Raw genomic sequence first — 16,674 nt, 5'->3', positions numbered from 1 at the left:
ATCAGGCTAAAACAACATCAGACTGTATCTCTGATGCTATGACTGATTAGTAAATAGAGGGTGCGCTACAATTTCCTTTTACTACATCAACTTACAAGAGAAATTCTGGTGGTGTTATTATCAATTCCGGCGTCGTGTGCCAGAAATGTGACAATGCCACTAAATTTGCTCAAATGCTCACCACTCAAGTGGGCATACTTATTTACCATTTCAAGCGTCTCCCAACCGCCTAATTCCTTCAATACCATAATCGGCGTTCCGCTCTGAACGTGCCAACTTGCCCATGTGTGCCGCAGGTCATGAAATCTGAAATCTTCAATACCAGACAGTGACATCGCCCGATCAAAATCGGTCCTGTTGATATATCCCTCCCGATCGCCGTCAGAAGAAAACACGAACTCATTGTCGCAAGGTATTTTCCTCATGATAGAAACGGCATCATCATTAAGCGGCAATGGTCTGGCCCTACCTGACTTTGCGTTATCCGCTGTGATAATCGCCACCCGCCGACCTAGATCCACATCCTTCCATTTCAATGAAAGAATTTCCCCCAGTCTTGCCCCAGTCAGTAACGCGAATGAACAGACATGCTTCATCCAATCATAACGAAGATTGTCGATCAGCGACTTAGCCTCGCTCTTTTCAATCCAGCGTATACGCACCTTTGGCTCTCTTAATGATTGAGAGTAAGGTCGCCGATTCAGCCATCCACTTTTATCTGCCAGTGAAAAACCTCGCATGATAAATGACCTATATCGATTTTTCGTTGCGTTAGCGAGGCGCTTCCTGGTTGGCAAGTTGTGAGTGGGGAGATTGTCCGTTATCTCCTCACCTGTAATTGACGAGATGATCCTGCCGCCAAAGATATTAAGCCAGTAACGGGCATATATCTGCTTATTGGTGAAGCTGGACTGCCCTTCAGCATCGCGCAAAGCAATCAGCACAAGATCCTCAAATAATCTCTCTGGTCTTTTATCCAGATTTTCTACAGCCCACAATTCATGCTTTATTTTGTCATGGAGCTGTTGAGCTTTTGTTTTTTCATCGGTACCAGCAGAGCGTCTAATTCTCGTGCCGTCTGGCGCTGAGACATCGAGCCAGTACGTTTTACCTCTTTTGTAGATCGGCATCTCTTCTTCTCCTTACCGCCTACAACAGCCAGCCGATAGACATTGTTGTCATTTGCGGCCTGTTGTTCAAATTTAAATTTATTAAGGCTGTCAGCATCAGCCCTCCAGCGACCACCAACTTTGAACATGTGAAATTTGACAGGATTCCTGTAAATTGTCCCAGCAGAAACCCTTATGATCGCGGCGTACTCCTTCACTTTAAGGAAAGTCTCTACCTCTTGCATTGGAGCCTCCTTGGTAACCCCATCACCGATTCCACTTAAACTGACCATTCAGCACGCCGATGGCGAAAAGAAGCCAAGCCAGCTTGTAGCCAAGTGGCTTTAGCTTTTCGTAATGGCGCAGGATGATAGGGCGGGTGATGGAGTCTTTGTTTGTGTTAGCCGGCAGAGCGGCGAGGGTGGTTTTAATTTCGTTGTTACAGTTTCTTTCAGCCGACTGGAGGGCGTTCTGTCTCTCTTCAGGGGTCACAAGTCACCCCGCATTACTAACGATATAGAGCGTTGCTGCTACTGTGTACCCGATGAGATATATCCAGAACCAGGTACCGTCTGATATTTTTCTCTTCATGCTGCTTTACTCCCGGTTAATATTTCCTGTCCGATCGCTTTTAGCTCATCCCGCTTAACCGTGGTGAACATGCAGCGAGGTTTAATGAATGGCCGCCAAATAAATAACAGTGAACCTTTGTTATTGCCGTTAATTGGCTTGCTAGTGTCAGAGCGTAGAAACGATATCCGGCCATCAGTAATGAATCGCACTTCATCGACCGATTGCAGTGCCTGGCTAAACCAACCGACAGATGAGTCGGCAGGAACAAGCATCACTACCGATTGCCGCTGCGCGACGCATTGCGCCGCTGCCTTTATTACCCATGGCGTTATGTCTGAGTACGGAGGGTTACACCAGATAGCCCCGCAGCTTATCCATTCACTATTGAGGGCATCATCCCGTTCGGTCAGATAGCGAGCGCATAACGCACTTTGGTGACTGGCGGAGGCATCAAGGTAAAAACCAAACTCTAAATCCAGCGCCGTGAAGATATCTAGCGGGGTCATCCATAAATCTTTCAGGTTGTCCGGCGTGTGGCTACCACCATAATCACTCATGTTGCCCTTCCTATAATCGCCTCTGGAAGTCCTGCGTCGCGGATAGCCAGAATCACCTCGTCGAGCGCATCGCCCCAGCCTTGGGAGTAGGAGTAGGGTGTGGCTTGGGCGATGTAAGCAGGCAGCAACACTACCGGGCCAGTACGAACCTTTCTGAATCCGGCGTTAATGACGGCACATGCCAGCGCCTGACTGCCGAGTAGCTTCTCCAGTTCATCCAGATCGGCATCTACATTTGATTTTTGTTCACTCATGCCGCACTCCTCTTCCTGCACTCATCAATCTCATAGTCATCGCGGCACCCAGCATCACAGAACAAGCCGCGGGCAATCGGCTGGCGACATTCTGAGAAGTGGCACCGGCCGGTAAATGTCATTGTTGGCTTGCGGTTAGCGATACCGATTTCTACATTCAGAGATTCAAGCTCTTGGGCCTTGTCAATTTCATCGCACATTACGCCACCTCATTTGTTTGCTGGTTCAGCAATCCAAACTTGACGATTTCCAGCACGCCAAGCACCTCGCTGACGCCTATTTCACCGTTATATTCTTGAATGAGGTCATTGATTCGGCCCGTCAATTCAGCGGGCAGCGGGAACTTACGCTCGACTGGGAGCATTGAAATAGCCATAGGGACACTCCAGATAGTGAAATCCGTTTCTGTCGTTCCGTGGTGGGGTTAAAACGAGTTAGCGATACACTTCGCTGCACATGAGCACTGCGTCGGGCCTGCGCTCTTTAATCAGCGTTGATACGGCTTGGCATTCAGATTGGGTAGGGTAGATATCTTCGGTAACGGGTAGGGCATCACAGGCATCAAAGCCGCAGGAGCTGACGAGAAGAACAAAGCCGATTAGCATTTATCCTCCGCTGGCTTGGATGCTGTGAATAGCGGCGTTACGTCATAGCCCTTATCAATCCATGACTGCATGTTCACCTCGCTAACCGTTATCAATCTGTTGGAAACAACATCCGTATCGTGCCGCCACGCCACAGGCGGCAACGCTTTCAACTCTGCAAGTTGCTCACGCAGTGATAGCAGTTGTCGTGCTATCTCTGCCTCGCGACCAACCGGGTAAAACTCCGCCATATTATTTTCGAAGGCGGTAATCAGGTACCGGAGTTGCTCGTCAGTTATCTCCGTTGGATATTCCCGCTTATTTTTACTCGGCATACGCATCTCCCTGTACTGCTCGCTTTGCAGCAATTGCTATTCCAGCTCGTGAACCGCAGGGGTCGATAGCTGTGTTATGAATCCCGTACAGAACCTCTTTCATATCTTTTATCTGTGCTTCTGCTGCTGCCAGTTGAGCTATCAAATCTTCACCTGGTTTTTGAAAGCATACCCAGTTGGTATTGGCCCGTTTACCTGATGGGTGCCCAAATATGGGCGGTACTGGCGACAGCTTGATAATGTCTCGGGTAGGGATGTGTACTTCATTCCATTTGAATATCAGCACCCCACCGGCCCGAAGTACGCGGAACGCCTCAGCAAAGCCTTTGTTCAGGTCGTCTTTCCATGACTTACTGAGGATGCCGTATTTCTTACCCTGCCAACCCTCTGGCCCACAATGGGTAAGGTGAGGCGGGTCGAATACGACGATCTGGAAAGTATTATCCGCAAATGGCAACTGGCGAAAATCAGCAACCAGGTCTGGTGCTATCTCCAGTTTCCGTCCATCACATAGGATGTGGCTCTCGACACGAATATCGACGAATACAGCGCGCGGATCGGCACGGTCAAACCAGAACATACGGGAGCCGCAGCACATGTCGAGGATGGTTTTATTCATCAACTGCTACTCCTGCAATTTTTGTCGCTGAAAATGTAGGTTGTTGTTCCATATCTACAGAGAAATGCCCAACGCTAACCCCATCAATGAAAATCTCAAAGCTGAGTGGCCAGTTTGATTCCCAGCCATCGAAGCGCTCCCAGAAATCTTCGGCGGCGATCCCGGCTAAAAACTCGTAACCACCATCACTGCTATATGCTGGGTCAATATCTTCTGCATTATCAGGGAATACCCACCCCTCAGTTCGGCAGATATATTGGATTTTATCAGGCATTCTGTTCACCCCTCAGGCTGGCGGCGAAACTCAATGCTTCTTTGCTAGCTACAGCCCAATGCCGTTCGGCCTCGTAATCACCATCACTGTCATCTGCCCACGATTTAAATGCTTCCGCCAATTCATCAACACCCTGAGCCTTTGTCTCGTTAAGAGCCTGAGTGGTGGCGCTCATTTCAGCTTTGATTATTTCTAATGCTTGGGCGTGAGTTATATGACCAGCCATGTTTTCATCAAACCAGCCTTGCAAGCCATTCACCTCCATTCCGTCTGGAATTTCCAACTGAGCCTCGTCAGTAGTACCCTCAAGCCATTCCCTTGCTTGACTTAAATTGCCTTGAGTAATGCAGAAAAGAGCCGCTTGCGTACCCATCACGGTGCGATGCAACAACCAAGCGTTGGATAACTCACTGGCGGCTTTATCGGTAAGCGCCGCATTCTCGCCAACCAACTGTTGCACCCTGGCAATAGTTTCACCTGCTACCGCGCCGGTAATACCCAGAGCTTCAGTAATCAGTGAACAAGTATTGAGTGCTGAATCGCGCTCAGCTTTTAACGCTTCATAATCAGTATTTTCAGACATAACTATTTCCTCAGCAGATTGACTGCCGGTAATGGGGTGGGGGATTAGGCTGCCGAAAGCAGCCGCAGGCATTCTTGCCGCCGCGCTAACAACTCTTCCTGAGTTGAGCAGAGCGGGGTAGGGTTGGCTGGCATAAACTCTGGCTTGAGCCGGTATATCGTCCCTTTTGCTGATATCCCTTTAACTTCCCATTGCTCTTCCGTGAGCAGGTGGCGCATGTTTCTCACATACGTTAGGCCGATGTGTATTGATACCGTCTCGAACCCCTCACCCAAGCCTTTGTAGAATGAGTCTTTATAATTCAACGTACACCCGCCAGTTGCGCCACCAGACAAGCGACCATGCCCCACGCTGCCAATTGACCGGTGGAATGAGGTTATATATGCATCTGGATGGGAGCGGAGGCAGGCCAGTATTTGTTCTGGCTGCATGGTGGTTACCTGATTATCAGTTAGAAGCGCGGGTCTTCGGCAAAGAATTGATCATCACCCTGATAATTTCCTGAGTGAGTTGGAGTACCGCTTGCTTGCTTACGCTCATCCTTGTCCTTCAGGGTGGTGAGCATCTTCGCTATTGTTTCGGCAGGGGCGTTAGTTACATGCTCTTGCAGCGTTCTTTGGCTTTGTGCCAGAAATGGGATGCGAATATCAAAGTTATAAGTCTCACGGCCATCGTCTTTTGTTTTCAGAGTTTTTTGCAGTACCAGACCCAACTTGCGGCCTACAAACTCAGGGGCCACATCAACACCAGCCTCATTTTTAATGATGGTGAGTTGCTTAACGCCAGAGCAGCCCATCATGGCATTTATCATGTTTACGCCATGCGTATTGGGGCTTCCGTCTTTCTTGACGGTGTAAACATTCAGATAGTTGGCCTTGCGCCCATCATCAGTTTCCACGGAGAACTCAATTGATTTAGCACCGCCAGAACTGATCACATATTTAGCTTCTGAGATGGTGAAGATATAAGCCCCAGACTCATTGATGAAACCGCTTAATCCTGCTGATAAACCTGAATCCTGGTCATAGACGAAAGTTACATTGCTCATGCTGCGTTTCCTTTAATTTGGTGAACATTATTGATGCCGTAGTAATCGCAAATATCCCGATCTACAGTCAGAAGGTCATTTTCAATTTCGTTGGTTTCGAAGAGGCCCATCGGTGACTTAACGGTGTCGTAACCGTTGTTTTGAGTGGTGAAAAAGTATTGCCCATCGTGAACAGTGGTTCTCAGAACGATGGTAAACATTCCCTCGACCGTTACTTTTTCATCCAGCATCTTGCCGATGGTTTTCATTTTTACTCGACCAAGGTTTGTTTCCTCGGTGTGGGCCATGAAGTAAATTCTCAGGTCATCCGGCGCGTCCTGTGCCGCTTTGATTATTTCCCACATGTGAAGTCCCATTTTTGCGAACTTATCAAATCCCTTGTCGTTCACTGTCTCCATGAACTCGGTGCACATCACATACTGGAAGTCATCAATGATGACTATTTTCTTCCCGTATTTTGTCGCGCCATTAATGACAGCCTTAATCAGCGACCAATCATGCGTCGCAACAACACTCCCTGTTTTTTTCACGCCATCCCATGGCTGCCAGTTGGTTGATTTGAACGGTAGCCGCTTCCTTACGACTTGAATAAGCAGGCAATCATCAGGGTTTAGATTGCGCAAGCTGGTAGACTTCCCTGTACCAGATTCACCAAGGATTAATGTTGCGGTACCCACAAATCACCTCCATAAATGATTTACGCTTTTTGGCTGCCGATTCCCTTACTTGCTCAACCAATTCGCCTTTAATCCCCATTGCGTCCAGTGCAATGATTGCCAGTTGCTCAGCCGACACACGACCGCACTCCAATTCATTTTTAACAAAGGCCAGAGTATCCATACTCTTCAACGACTCACGTCTTGTTATGATCAGCTCTTTGAATTGACCCTCTGTCATTGCGATGCCCTCTCTGCGTTTGCGAGTCCGCAAGCCACATCCCACAATTGGGTATCGTGCAAACGAACAGATTCGCGAGCTAGCGCCTGAAGAAGTCTTATCGAGTAACTCATGGCTCACCTCTCTGGTTTAATATCTCAATAAGCCGCTTAGCTGCGTTCTTAGCGTTGCGGAATATACGGTCGAGCAAAGTCTCAGAGCATCCCGATGCGGGATACCCTGCAATGGCGTATTGCATAGGGATACCTTTTGATTAGTAGTTAATTTGGATAGGTGGTTGCTGGTTTAAAAACGATTGGGCAACTTGATTCTTGATGATGGCGATAACGCACGCCTTGGCGCACTCAGTGTCAATTCCGGCTTTGGTTAGTACGGCAATGGCTGCATTGTTAACTTCGGCTTGGTGGGCTTTGTCTGCCGCTTTTCTTGCCGCTTCATCAGCAACACGCTTCTCTTCAGCTAACCGAGCATCTTCTTTCTGCTTGGCTTCACGTTGGATACGGTCAGCGGTTTCCTGTGCTTTAAGTTGCTCGGCTGCGATAGCTTCCTGCTTCTCGCGCTCAGCCTTGGCGATTGCATCTTTCTTGTCTTGCTCAGCCTTAAGAACCAATGCAATGCGGTCACGCTCTGCTTGTTCTGCCTGAAACTTCAACTCAGCCTCGCGCCGCGCTGATGCCTCACGCTCTTGTTGTGCCGCTAGGTCAGCATCCCGCTTAACCTTGGCGGCAGCCTCTGCTGCAATCCGGTCGTCACGCTCTTTCTGTAAGCGTTCAACTTCATCAGCTTTCGCTTTGGCATCACGGTCGAAAGCGTCATTCATCAGCAGGGCCATCTCATGGGCCACTTCAATTTCTGCCGCCAACTGCTCAGCTTTCTTCTTGGCTTCTTCTACCTGTTTTAGCCGTTCCTGTTCAGCCTCGTATTCAGTGACTGGTTTTCTTATTTCAACTGCAATTTTATCCATCTCATCACGAAACTTTTTGCGATTGGCGTCTATCAGGGCAGGGCGCGCTTTTAGTTCAGCAACCAACTCTTTAGCGCGAACCTCAAATGCTGTTTTCGATTTGCGTACCTGGTCAGCCATCGTGATGTAAACGCCGCGACCTTTTGTTGTCTTCAGGTCACCAACCACTGAACCCGCAGTCTTACGAACGTTATCAATCAACTCATCGATGAACTTGTCATTCAGTAATGCAACTTCCAAATCTACTTTTTCGGCTGGCAAGGTGACGAGCGCCAGTTCCTTTTTTTCATCACTCATGCTCATTTCCTTGTGTTTGTCCCACAGCAAAACACCGACAGTTGTCAGTTATTTACTCTGGGGATTGATTATTTGGTTTTCTTAGAAGTTGTAAGTTTTGGCGTTGTATTCTGCTGCTACTTTTCTTGCTTCAAGTTTTCCTGATACTCTTTTCATTAAAATTAACGAGCCATTCATGGCTATAATTTCAACGGTTTTAATCTTTACTGGTGATCCAGTTTTAGAGTAAAGAGCTTTTACTTCCGTATTGATACGATATTCAAATTCACCAGTATCTTGATATTTATGGTCATAAATTTTTTTCATCGAAGCGATGCGCTGGTTATATGACAATCTTCCTAGTGTTTTGTCATGATAATTAAATATTGGTGTTGCCCCCATCTGGCAGCAATCAATATTTATTGGCCTTTTATATTCTGCGATGAACATACTGAATTCAACCGCGCTTACAGTCTCCATTGGCATATCCTCTGGGGATTGGTGGGGGTGGGGAGGGTTAAGGTATAACGGCGACTATTTCTTCGTTCGTTAACTCATTGCCAGATTGGTTATATTTCACGAGCACAGCGCCTTGCTGCCCCCAGTCTTTACTCAAGCTTTTCATTGATGGACGATGATTACCAAGGCACTCAAGAACAACAGCGCTATCGCTATCAACTTGCGCTCTCGAATCCAAAACCATGTAGTAGTGCTTCATATCTCACCCTCTCGCCTTAATCATTGCTTCAGGAATTAAATTAACAGTGACATTGAAGCCGGGGTAATCTCGGGCCTCATCTAAATCATCAACAACACGCTGCTTAAGGTCGTTAACTTCTCCGTCAAAATAATTATCAAGCTCACGCTGCGTTACAGTAATCTCGATTTCCATGCATCACCTCATCTAGTGGTCTTATTGCTGCCACCGGTTAAGTGGCAGGGGTAAGGTCACTGGGGTTTGATGGTTTAGCTAAGCTATTACCCAGCCCCCACGGTCTTTATAGTTAATGCTTTCTGAGCCGTCGTACTCTTCAATTTCAAACATTAATCCTTCAGGTATCCATTCAACTTTTAACTGTTCAACTCCACCGTCATAAGCCTCAGGGAAAAGTTCGTTAGCCACCTGAATAGGTGTTTTATCAATCTCGCCAAGAACTGCTTTCACCAATTCAACAGAAAATATTAACGCTTCATCATTATTCTCATTCCATGTTGACCAGCCAGCACCAAAGCCCGGCGAATATAAAACTGCCACATTTCCATCCCGCTTTAACTTTTCCACCATCATTCATTCCTCATTTGCCAGCCAATAAAAAAGGCCACCTAAGTGACCTGATTTAGCTTTTTGACAGCCTGTTTAGTTTGTTAAAAACATCCCTAAAAATCGGATATTCTTCTTTTGTTACCCTGTTTAAATATCGATGAGAAATCATGCCGGTCTCTTCATCTAAAACTATTCGACCGCCAGAGACGCCGGTTACGAAGAAGAAGCGCGGGAACTTTCGCCACTGAGTTATCAAACCATCGTTGATAGCGGATTCGATGTAGCTCGGAAGCTTTACAGATTCAACCACCGCAATTTTTATCTCTTCGCGCTCGATGGCCTCTTTGGTCTTTTTGATGCTGCTGTCTAACGTTCTCAGCGAGTCGCTTTGCTTATCCCACTTAGCAAGTGTTGACCGACCATTGCGCTTGTCATTGAGGGGCTGCCCGTTGGCTTGGGCAACAGTATCGAAGTGATGCTGAAGCTTTTCATCGAACAGCGTCTCTTTCTTTATCAGCGACCCTTTCAATATTTCAAGCCGTCGACTCATTCTCTTACCCCTTAACTATGTGGTGGGCTTCTAAATTATCAGTACGATTCTGAGACTCGACATACTCGCGAGGGTCTTCATATTCATCGCTGTACCAGTCAACCCACTTGTCTGTAAGTTCCATGCCAGCCATGTCTTCTTCAGTAAGGCTTTCATCCCACATTTGCAGGCCGTTCATGTTGCAGTAGTCCGGCTTGATGTTGTTCTCGTATTGAAAAAGGTCGTAGTCAGCCAGCGCATTCATCATACGTACGCCCTCTTCGACACTTGCCACTTCAACCTGAAACGGCTTCATTGGTACTTGTGGGATATGCCAAACGCGAAATTTCATACCTACCTCGCTGTTAGTGATTCTGACTTACGGAAGCCTGCTGCAAACTTAGCTACCTGTGGTAAGCAGGTCTTACCGCCAGACTTCTTTGCTGTAGGCTCCGTGAAACATTTTCGACGAGCATCCCTTATCTTTGCTAGGTCGCAATCTTTCGCGCCCTTGTGGTGCTTCTCGATGTGCATAAGCGGTATCCTTGGATTGAAGTTCAACCCACACACCGGACAGCGAATTTCATTCTTCATACTCACCTCTCGTTTAGAGAACTTATTACTGCCGCCTCGAACTGACAGCGACAGGGTATAAATTCACTTCTCCTTTAAAGAACACTTAGCGGTCGATCCCTCTCGGGGCCGGAAGTGATTACATCGCTCACTTCGGTGCGTGTTGCTTAGTTGGCGTCCTGCCGTGTTGATGGACTTAATTTATGCGCATTACGCAAATGCGTCAAGCGCATAATAACTAATAAATCACGCAAATTGCGCAAATTAATGACTTTAAAGGATAATTATTTTTTTATAATTTATGCGTGAAGGGGGAAATGATGGATTTTTGACACAAAAAAACCGGCTCAAGGCCGGTTTATGATGATGTGGTGTTTATTACCAGGTGGAAGACGACCAGAAAACCCTACCTAAAATAGTTAACTGTTGGTTTTTTTCTTCTCTCGTCAGAATCTCATCCTTGAATTCATCTCTATTCATCGAGCGAATCACGACGCCGCCATCCGGCTGGTCAATTAGGTATTTAACTCTTAATAAATCCCCATGCCTTATTCCATAAGCCTTTCCATCTCTGATTCTGGTGTCGTCAGTATTAATACCAACCACATCCCCATCTGATAATTTAGGTTCCATGCTATTCCCAGAAACCCTTACCAGTCTGGCGGCTGCTGCTGAAATTCCAAGCTTATGCAGGTAATATCTGCGGAAAACCAAAGCGAACTCTTCTTTTTCTACTATTTCATAACAGCCATCACCGGCTGAAAAATCAATGTCTAGTAGCGGTATTTCCACGAATTCCTCCGAATCCTGATCGCTATCCTCCCACACCACCGTTTTTAGTCTGGCAGGTTGAATTTCTGAGTTAACAGAAACATTTTTGAACGGTAAATCAGGATTGAATAAATCAGAAACTGGATGCTTTAGGAAATCGGCGATCTTTCTAATCATCTCGTCGCTATATCCCTGCAAGCCTCTTTCAAGGCGAGAGATATTGCCGACGTCACTACCTATTTCAGTAGCCAATTCGGAAAGGTTCATACCTGCTTTAAGCCGCAAGTGTCGAATGTTACGACCAACCGTAGGGTCGACTTTGGGTTTTTTATCGTTTTCCATAACCTAATTCTTTCACCAATTAGCGCGTCACGCAAAGCGCATTGCGCAAATCAAATTTGCGTAGTAATATGCGTATAGCGCAATTAAAAGGAGCGTAATATGCATACACCTCTTAGGAAAATGCGTGTAGAGAAAAAACTGACAATCGCAGAAGTAGCCCTGGCTGTTCAGTGTGATGTTGGAAATCTCAGTCGAATTGAGCGTGGCACCCAAGTTACCTCTCTGGAGATGGCTGAAAAATTATCTCGTTTTTACGACGGAATGATTACTGAGATGCAAATTCTTTACCCGCAAAGATACATGCAAGCTGCAACCAAGGCAGCTTAACAAACAACTGAGTAACCGAACGACCCGGTATACGGTCGGGTGCCCGGCGTGGTCAAGGTTGACTGTCAATGGTGCGCAAAAATAACACTACCAAAGTGACAAGCTCACAGCTTTGTCACGTAACAACATCTAACAAGGGAAGAGTACGCAATGGAACGTGCACAGAAACGCACTAACGCAATTGAATTGGAAGTACAGGTTATGAATGGCATCAGCAGCAAGGGCCAACTGGAAGCCGCTAAGCACGTAGGTGTTGACCGGTGCCAGATAAGCCGCTGGATATCAGGCAAGGACAGCATGTTAAGCAAGTTCTGCCGGCTGCTGGAGTTTGCTGAGATTGAGAAGCCTGAAAACATCCTGGCAATAGCAGGGAATGAAGCAAGGGAGATAGCAACGACACTTCGAATGATGCGGTTATTGATTAACCCGCAAAAGCAAAAAGCCCCTGCGCGAACAGAGGCTTCAGAGCAATTCACTATGAACTTTTAACTGGATCAATTCACAGGAGTAATTATGAACGAGAAGCCAATACTTTTCAATTCCGAAATGGTCAACGCCATTCTCAGTGGTCGCAAGACACAGACGCGCCGGATTATGAAGGTTCAGCCTCAAGTTACCGAGCGGAGATTGCGAGAGCTTGGTGCTTGGCAAGATGGATTTAACCTTAGCCAGCAGGTTAACGCAGCATTTCAGGCTGGATTTATAGATGTTTCATGCCCACTCGGTAAGCCCGGCGATCGGTTATGGGTGCGCGAGACATTCGCTGCCGGGCTATGCACTGAATCAACGTTAGCTTACCGAGCAACTCACAAGACGGAAGACTTGGAAGAGGGTTGGGGCGAAACCATCAAATGGACGCCATCCATCCACATGCCGCGCTGGGCATCACGTATCAACCTCATGATCACTGGCGTTCGTGTTGAGCGGTTGCAGGATATCAGTGAGCAGGATGCTATGGCTGAAGGAATCACCGCCAAAGAAGTAATTATTGAAACCCGTTACGAGGGTGGTGGTCACGTAGAAATCACTGCAGACAGATTTTTCTTTGTTGGCGGTGACGATGAAGGCTATGAAAGTGCGGGTGAAGCATTTGCAGAACTTTGGGACTCAATCTACGGACAGAAAGAGGGTGAGAGCTGGCAGGCTAACCCATGGGTATGGGTAATTGAGTTTGAGCGCATGGAGGCCAAATGAGTAATGTCGTTAGGCGCGTTGACTTCCAACGCAAGCAAATCCAAACAGATCAATCGGGAGGTCATGTGGCAGACCTCGAAAATGGTTATCTGCGCTTGGCTAATCAGATACAGGATGCTGTTTGTCAGGTCGAGTTATCTGGTCGTGAGTTCCGCGTTCTTAATGCAATCATCCGGCTTACATACGGATGGTCGAAAAAAGAGGATCGGATAACTAACAGCCTGATAGCGGACAAAACTAATCTGACAGTAAAGCATGTATCCGAGGCGGTTCTATCAATCGCTAACCGACGCATCATAAGCCTTAGACGTATAGGTCAGACCCGTTACATGGGTATTAACACCAATCTCAACCAGTGGGCTTACACGAAGCCAAATTGTCCTAAATGCATTTTGGCATTCGAACCGAGTGGAGAGGTTGAAGCAGTAACAATCACGGTAACCATCCCTGAAAACGGGGATAGCAAAAAGGCCATTCAAACCATCCCTGAAAACAGGGATAACCATCCCCAAATTCAGGGAGAGGTATCCCCGAAAACAGGGAACACCAAAGACATTCTTCCAAAGACAAATAAACATAAAGATCTTAAACCCCCTAAATCCCCCAAGGGGGACGATAGTGTTAAAACCGTTTTTGAGTTCTGGAAAGAAACCCACAACCACCCAACCTCCAAGCTGGATGACAAACGCAGAAAGCGGATTGGCGCTCGACTGGCAGAAGGCTACCCAGTTGATGATTTGCTCTTAGCCATATCTGGCGCTCTGAATGACTCTTGGTTGATGGGCAAGAACCCCGGAAACAAACGATATGACGGAATCGAAACTATCCTGCGTGACGCTGCTCAGGTGGAGAGACTTCGTGACTTGTCAGGCAATGAACACGCCAAGGCTATCGCCGATGGCAAATACTCAGCAGTCACTGCCAGAAACATCCAGAACCTACAGAACTGGGTGGGAAGCAGCGAGGACGCAGGAGCACCATTCTGATGAACGATACAGAAAAGCCTAAGTTTGCGCAGTCCATGGCGGCGATTGGCGAGATTTACGGGCGTGAGATTTCCGAAGTGATGGTTGGGATTTACTGGAATGCTCTGAAGATTTATGAAAATGCAGAAGTTCAAAAGGCATTTCAGGGGCATACACGGGACACTGATAACGGGCAATTCTTCCCGAAACCAGCGGACCTGATCCGGCATATCGAGGGCAGTAAAGACGGAAGGGCGCTACTGGCGTGGTCGAAAGCCTACAAAGCTGTTTGCAGTTATGGGCGCAGAGACAGCGTTGTGTTCGATGATCCGCTTATTCACTCGGTGATTACCGAAATGGGCGGATGGATAGATTTTGCTGGGATGCTTGAAGACGAAGCGCCGTTCCGTGCCAAAGAGTTTGAAAAGCGGTACCGGTCAGCATTGCTTATTGGCCCCAGCGAATATCTACCGGTGCTTATCGGGATGGATGACGCTCAAAACATGGTGGCTGGATTCCAGAAAAAGCCAAAGCCGTTTCTGATTGGCAATATTGAACAATGCAAGCTGATACGTCGCGGCGTGCCGCTGCTTGAACTGAAAGGGGCTGCATAATGGCTTTTGTATCTATGGCTGAAATATCAAGGCCGCTAGCCGAGCCTAAACTGACCGTCCGTGATACAGGTATGTGCCAAGTAAACCGTGCTGTCGCAGGTGAATTTGATTCTGTTGAGGCTGAAATATGCTTCGAGTCAAAAACGTTTAGGTTAAGGGTTGGTGAAGGGTTATCTAAAAAGCTGAGAGATGGGACTAGCTTCTCAATCCCAAAGGCGGCCTATCAGGAAATTTTAGATGGGATTGGCGGAAAAAAAGTCATGCCATTAACAAACGGAAATGACGGTTGGTGGTATGCCACATACGAATCGAAGAGGGCTGCATGAACGCCTTAGGTCAATTCATAAAACATCAGATAGAGCAGCAAGAGCGCCACGAGCAAGCCCTCCGCATTAAATTCCTAAGCAAGTTACCTGAAAACACCTTCCAAGCCATCTATGACGATTTTATTCAAGATGAGTTTTCGTGTGGTGTGACATACAACGGAATTTACTACAGCGAGTGGGATATCTATTTAGCATCACATGAGCGTGACAGTGACGCAGAAGTGCTGCTGTAAATCAATTCGAGGAAATCATGATGGATTACAAAAAAACTCAGCGACATGGAATTAAATCTTTTGGTGACAGCTTACGCTCTCCCGAAAGAGACAGTTATTCCTCACCCTAGAAACGAAACGGCGGCAGCCATTGAATTCAAAAATATGCCTTATAACTATTCATGTCACATGCCAGTTCAGCGCCCAGAAGACTCTTTCCGCTTAATTAACAAATACCGAATCGCAATCATCCCTCATGGAAAAACCCAATGGATGGCGTACCACGAAAATGGCATGAGCATCACTGATAGAAAACCTCTTCGTGCTGCGATGATTATTTATCTGATGCTGATGGAAGGAAATCATGATGGACATAACTAAATCGCGGGAAGATTTTGAGACGTGGGCAAATAGACTTCCATCCATATCTATTACTGGTCGCTTAGAACGATGCGGTGAAAACTATGTTGATGATTATCACACAGTATTTTGGCTAGCTTGGCAAGCCAGTCGTGAGAGTATTTTGTTAGAACTGCCGGAATATCAAGCAGAAGATTATTATCAAAATGCCGGATATAACGCCGCAATTGATGACTGTTCCGCTGTCCTCCGCACTGCCGGTATTCGAATCAAGGGAGAGAGTGAATGAGTAACTTGACAATTTCAGATCTTAAAGCGCGCGCGGAGTTCTTTAAAAAAGGCAGCATCATCCCTCAGCGAATATTTAAAGGTCGGCGTAAGACAAAGCACTTTGTAGTTTTCGGTTCCGACTCCTGGATTATTCCTGCCCCTCACGGTCATGTGATTCTGGTCGACTCCAGAAATTCTGATTGTGCAATAAGAATTAGAGGGCCGAGAAGAGGTAGTGATTGCATGGTCAGAATCGAAGGGCTGAGAAGTTACAGTAATCATAAGCAATTAATTCTTCGTGGTTCTCCGTATTTCCATGGGGGAATAACTAAATGGATGGGAAATTCTTGTATTACTGACGATGAATGGGTCGCAGCGATAGAGCGCGCGCTGGGAGATAAACAATGAAAGAATTAAATAGTTTCACTGTAGAGAGACTTGAAGAATTTATTCGTCAGCCACTAGAGAACGGACTAACTCGAAGCGAGCAAATGGAGCTAGCCCGAATCGCGTTAGCTGCAAAGAGGGCTGAGCCTAATGAATTAGCTGATGCGGTGAATGAGTTTTTATCTGTTCTCGACAATTACCCCGAACAATTGGTTCCTATTAATCGTAATTCAGTCCCGGTAAAAGATTTGCGAAAGGCACTATCTTCCACCCCACAGTTGAACTCTCCGGAGATACCGGAAGGTTGGATTAAGTGCAGTGACCAGATTCCTAGACAAGATGATGAATATTATCTAACTCATTCTAACGCTGGCGTGGACGTCACAATATTCCATGATGGAAGATTCCAAGACGAATATGCTACCCACTGGATGCCACTACCCGCCGCACCGGAGCAGCCACTATGA

Annotated in this window: 34 protein-coding genes; 11 read left to right on the top strand and 23 right to left on the bottom strand. The window is 46.9% G+C overall.

All coding sequences use genetic code 11. The features are described 5' to 3' along the window. Window positions 1–86 precede the first annotated feature (86 nt). The 23 genes from FFE93_RS16265 to FFE93_RS16175 all read right to left on the bottom strand — a co-directional run bounded on the left by FFE93_RS16265 (window position 87) and on the right by FFE93_RS16175 (window position 11,552). On the bottom strand, window positions 87–1,124 hold the full coding sequence (locus FFE93_RS16265) for a site-specific integrase (protein ID WP_253276689.1): 1,038 nt from the start codon (window positions 1,122–1,124) through the stop codon (window positions 87–89). Then, a complete protein-coding gene (locus FFE93_RS21800; RefSeq protein ID WP_253276686.1) occupies window positions 1,007–1,354 on the bottom strand; it encodes a helix-turn-helix domain-containing protein in 348 nt (115 codons plus the stop codon). The genes FFE93_RS16265 and FFE93_RS21800 overlap by 118 nt, the downstream gene beginning before the upstream one ends. Before the next feature lie 22 nt (window positions 1,355–1,376). Continuing rightward, window positions 1,377–1,601 (bottom strand): hypothetical protein, encoded by a 225-nt coding sequence (locus FFE93_RS16260; protein ID WP_138775583.1) that lies wholly within the window; start codon window positions 1,599–1,601, stop codon window positions 1,377–1,379. A gap of 95 nt (window positions 1,602–1,696) precedes the next feature. Next, window positions 1,697–2,239, bottom strand: coding sequence for a phage N-6-adenine-methyltransferase (locus FFE93_RS16255; RefSeq protein ID WP_138775581.1), 543 nt, complete (start codon window positions 2,237–2,239; stop codon window positions 1,697–1,699). Continuing rightward, window positions 2,236–2,493, bottom strand: a complete 258-nt coding sequence (locus FFE93_RS16250) for a hypothetical protein (protein WP_138775579.1) — start codon at window positions 2,491–2,493, stop codon at window positions 2,236–2,238. The genes FFE93_RS16255 and FFE93_RS16250 overlap by 4 nt, the downstream gene beginning before the upstream one ends. A 199-nt stretch (window positions 2,494–2,692) precedes the next feature. Continuing rightward, a complete protein-coding gene (locus tag FFE93_RS21585) occupies window positions 2,693–2,869 on the bottom strand; it encodes a hypothetical protein (RefSeq protein ID WP_186367665.1) in 177 nt (58 codons plus the stop codon). 222 nt (window positions 2,870–3,091) lie between these two features. After that, a complete protein-coding gene (locus FFE93_RS21795) occupies window positions 3,092–3,412 on the bottom strand; it encodes a hypothetical protein (protein WP_261369019.1) in 321 nt (106 codons plus the stop codon). Next, entirely contained in the window at window positions 3,402–4,031 is a 630-nt protein-coding gene (locus FFE93_RS16240) for a class I SAM-dependent methyltransferase (protein ID WP_138774960.1), read from the bottom strand. The genes FFE93_RS21795 and FFE93_RS16240 overlap by 11 nt, the downstream gene beginning before the upstream one ends. Next, window positions 4,024–4,305 carry a hypothetical protein gene (locus FFE93_RS16235; RefSeq protein ID WP_138774961.1) on the bottom strand — a complete coding sequence of 94 codons (282 nt, stop codon included), beginning with the start codon at window positions 4,303–4,305 and terminating at the stop codon, window positions 4,024–4,026. The genes FFE93_RS16240 and FFE93_RS16235 overlap by 8 nt, the downstream gene beginning before the upstream one ends. Next, window positions 4,298–4,888, bottom strand: coding sequence for a hypothetical protein (locus tag FFE93_RS16230; RefSeq protein WP_138775577.1), 591 nt, complete (start codon window positions 4,886–4,888; stop codon window positions 4,298–4,300). Before FFE93_RS16230 ends, FFE93_RS16235 begins: the two co-directional genes overlap by 8 nt. Before the next feature lie 44 nt (window positions 4,889–4,932). Next, window positions 4,933–5,106: a hypothetical protein gene (locus tag FFE93_RS21580; protein WP_186367664.1), complete on the bottom strand. Its 174-nt coding sequence runs from the start codon at window positions 5,104–5,106 to the stop codon at window positions 4,933–4,935. 233 nt (window positions 5,107–5,339) lie between these two features. After that, a complete protein-coding gene (locus FFE93_RS16225; protein ID WP_138775575.1) occupies window positions 5,340–5,936 on the bottom strand; it encodes a DUF669 domain-containing protein in 597 nt (198 codons plus the stop codon). Continuing rightward, window positions 5,933–6,613 (bottom strand): AAA family ATPase, encoded by a 681-nt coding sequence (locus FFE93_RS16220; protein ID WP_138775573.1) that lies wholly within the window; start codon window positions 6,611–6,613, stop codon window positions 5,933–5,935. The genes FFE93_RS16225 and FFE93_RS16220 overlap by 4 nt, the downstream gene beginning before the upstream one ends. Further along, entirely contained in the window at window positions 6,585–6,833 is a 249-nt protein-coding gene (locus FFE93_RS16215) for a hypothetical protein (RefSeq protein WP_138775571.1), read from the bottom strand. Before FFE93_RS16215 ends, FFE93_RS16220 begins: the two co-directional genes overlap by 29 nt. A gap of 109 nt (window positions 6,834–6,942) precedes the next feature. Then, window positions 6,943–7,071, bottom strand: a complete 129-nt coding sequence (locus tag FFE93_RS16210; protein ID WP_138775569.1) for a protease FtsH-inhibitory lysogeny factor CIII — start codon at window positions 7,069–7,071, stop codon at window positions 6,943–6,945. A gap of 15 nt (window positions 7,072–7,086) precedes the next feature. After that, window positions 7,087–8,094, bottom strand: coding sequence for a hypothetical protein (locus FFE93_RS16205; RefSeq protein ID WP_138775567.1), 1,008 nt, complete (start codon window positions 8,092–8,094; stop codon window positions 7,087–7,089). Between the two features lie 81 nt (window positions 8,095–8,175). After that, a complete protein-coding gene (locus FFE93_RS16200; RefSeq protein WP_049602126.1) occupies window positions 8,176–8,553 on the bottom strand; it encodes a hypothetical protein in 378 nt (125 codons plus the stop codon). 37 nt (window positions 8,554–8,590) lie between these two features. Then, window positions 8,591–8,791, bottom strand: a complete 201-nt coding sequence (locus FFE93_RS16195) for a hypothetical protein (protein ID WP_049602130.1) — start codon at window positions 8,789–8,791, stop codon at window positions 8,591–8,593. A 3-nt stretch (window positions 8,792–8,794) separates the two neighbouring features. Continuing rightward, the gene (locus FFE93_RS21575) at window positions 8,795–8,965 is read right to left on the bottom strand and encodes a hypothetical protein (RefSeq protein WP_155413448.1); all 171 of its coding nucleotides are present in this window, start codon (window positions 8,963–8,965) and stop codon (window positions 8,795–8,797) included. Between the two features lie 78 nt (window positions 8,966–9,043). After that, window positions 9,044–9,361 (bottom strand): hypothetical protein, encoded by a 318-nt coding sequence (locus FFE93_RS16190; RefSeq protein ID WP_138775565.1) that lies wholly within the window; start codon window positions 9,359–9,361, stop codon window positions 9,044–9,046. 49 nt (window positions 9,362–9,410) lie between these two features. Beyond that, window positions 9,411–9,887, bottom strand: a complete 477-nt coding sequence (locus FFE93_RS16185) for a hypothetical protein (protein WP_138775563.1) — start codon at window positions 9,885–9,887, stop codon at window positions 9,411–9,413. A 4-nt stretch (window positions 9,888–9,891) separates the two neighbouring features. Next, window positions 9,892–10,218 (bottom strand): superinfection exclusion protein, encoded by a 327-nt coding sequence (locus tag FFE93_RS16180; RefSeq protein WP_138775561.1) that lies wholly within the window; start codon window positions 10,216–10,218, stop codon window positions 9,892–9,894. A 599-nt stretch (window positions 10,219–10,817) separates the two neighbouring features. Continuing rightward, window positions 10,818–11,552 (bottom strand): XRE family transcriptional regulator, encoded by a 735-nt coding sequence (locus FFE93_RS16175; RefSeq protein WP_050130532.1) that lies wholly within the window; start codon window positions 11,550–11,552, stop codon window positions 10,818–10,820. A 99-nt stretch (window positions 11,553–11,651) separates the two neighbouring features. Between FFE93_RS16175 and FFE93_RS16170 the strand changes: the two genes are divergently transcribed. From FFE93_RS16170 to FFE93_RS16120, 11 genes are all read left to right on the top strand, one after another. Next, complete coding sequence (locus tag FFE93_RS16170; protein WP_050130533.1) at window positions 11,652–11,879, top strand: helix-turn-helix domain-containing protein; 228 nt, start codon at window positions 11,652–11,654, stop codon at window positions 11,877–11,879. 150 nt (window positions 11,880–12,029) lie between these two features. Next, window positions 12,030–12,368: a CII family transcriptional regulator gene (locus FFE93_RS16165; RefSeq protein ID WP_138775559.1), complete on the top strand. Its 339-nt coding sequence runs from the start codon at window positions 12,030–12,032 to the stop codon at window positions 12,366–12,368. 24 nt (window positions 12,369–12,392) lie between these two features. Continuing rightward, on the top strand, window positions 12,393–13,073 hold the full coding sequence (locus FFE93_RS16160) for a hypothetical protein (RefSeq protein WP_138775557.1): 681 nt from the start codon (window positions 12,393–12,395) through the stop codon (window positions 13,071–13,073). Next, window positions 13,070–14,059: a replication protein gene (locus FFE93_RS21975; protein WP_261369018.1), complete on the top strand. Its 990-nt coding sequence runs from the start codon at window positions 13,070–13,072 to the stop codon at window positions 14,057–14,059. The genes FFE93_RS16160 and FFE93_RS21975 overlap by 4 nt, the downstream gene beginning before the upstream one ends. Next, window positions 14,059–14,652, top strand: a complete 594-nt coding sequence (locus tag FFE93_RS16150; protein ID WP_046051406.1) for a DUF6475 domain-containing protein — start codon at window positions 14,059–14,061, stop codon at window positions 14,650–14,652. Before FFE93_RS21975 ends, FFE93_RS16150 begins: the two co-directional genes overlap by 1 nt. Then, window positions 14,652–14,978, top strand: a complete 327-nt coding sequence (locus tag FFE93_RS16145; RefSeq protein ID WP_138775555.1) for a hypothetical protein — start codon at window positions 14,652–14,654, stop codon at window positions 14,976–14,978. Before FFE93_RS16150 ends, FFE93_RS16145 begins: the two co-directional genes overlap by 1 nt. After that, on the top strand, window positions 14,975–15,211 hold the full coding sequence (locus FFE93_RS16140) for a hypothetical protein (RefSeq protein ID WP_138775553.1): 237 nt from the start codon (window positions 14,975–14,977) through the stop codon (window positions 15,209–15,211). The genes FFE93_RS16145 and FFE93_RS16140 overlap by 4 nt, the downstream gene beginning before the upstream one ends. Window positions 15,212–15,256: 45 nt before the next feature. Continuing rightward, window positions 15,257–15,571 carry a phage protein NinX family protein gene (locus tag FFE93_RS16135; RefSeq protein WP_138775551.1) on the top strand — a complete coding sequence of 105 codons (315 nt, stop codon included), beginning with the start codon at window positions 15,257–15,259 and terminating at the stop codon, window positions 15,569–15,571. Further along, window positions 15,555–15,839 (top strand): hypothetical protein, encoded by a 285-nt coding sequence (locus tag FFE93_RS16130; protein ID WP_138775549.1) that lies wholly within the window; start codon window positions 15,555–15,557, stop codon window positions 15,837–15,839. Before FFE93_RS16135 ends, FFE93_RS16130 begins: the two co-directional genes overlap by 17 nt. Next, the gene (locus FFE93_RS16125; RefSeq protein WP_138775546.1) at window positions 15,836–16,228 is read left to right on the top strand and encodes a hypothetical protein; all 393 of its coding nucleotides are present in this window, start codon (window positions 15,836–15,838) and stop codon (window positions 16,226–16,228) included. Before FFE93_RS16130 ends, FFE93_RS16125 begins: the two co-directional genes overlap by 4 nt. Continuing rightward, the gene (locus FFE93_RS16120) at window positions 16,225–16,674 is read left to right on the top strand and encodes a DUF551 domain-containing protein (RefSeq protein ID WP_138775544.1); all 450 of its coding nucleotides are present in this window, start codon (window positions 16,225–16,227) and stop codon (window positions 16,672–16,674) included. Before FFE93_RS16125 ends, FFE93_RS16120 begins: the two co-directional genes overlap by 4 nt.

It is taken from the genome of Yersinia sp. KBS0713 (assembly GCF_005937895.2).
GTDB classification, from domain to species: Bacteria; Pseudomonadota; Gammaproteobacteria; order Enterobacterales; family Enterobacteriaceae; genus Yersinia; species Yersinia bercovieri.
Note: the sequence above shows the minus strand (reverse complement) of the source record. Positions and strands in the feature narration are given on the sequence as shown.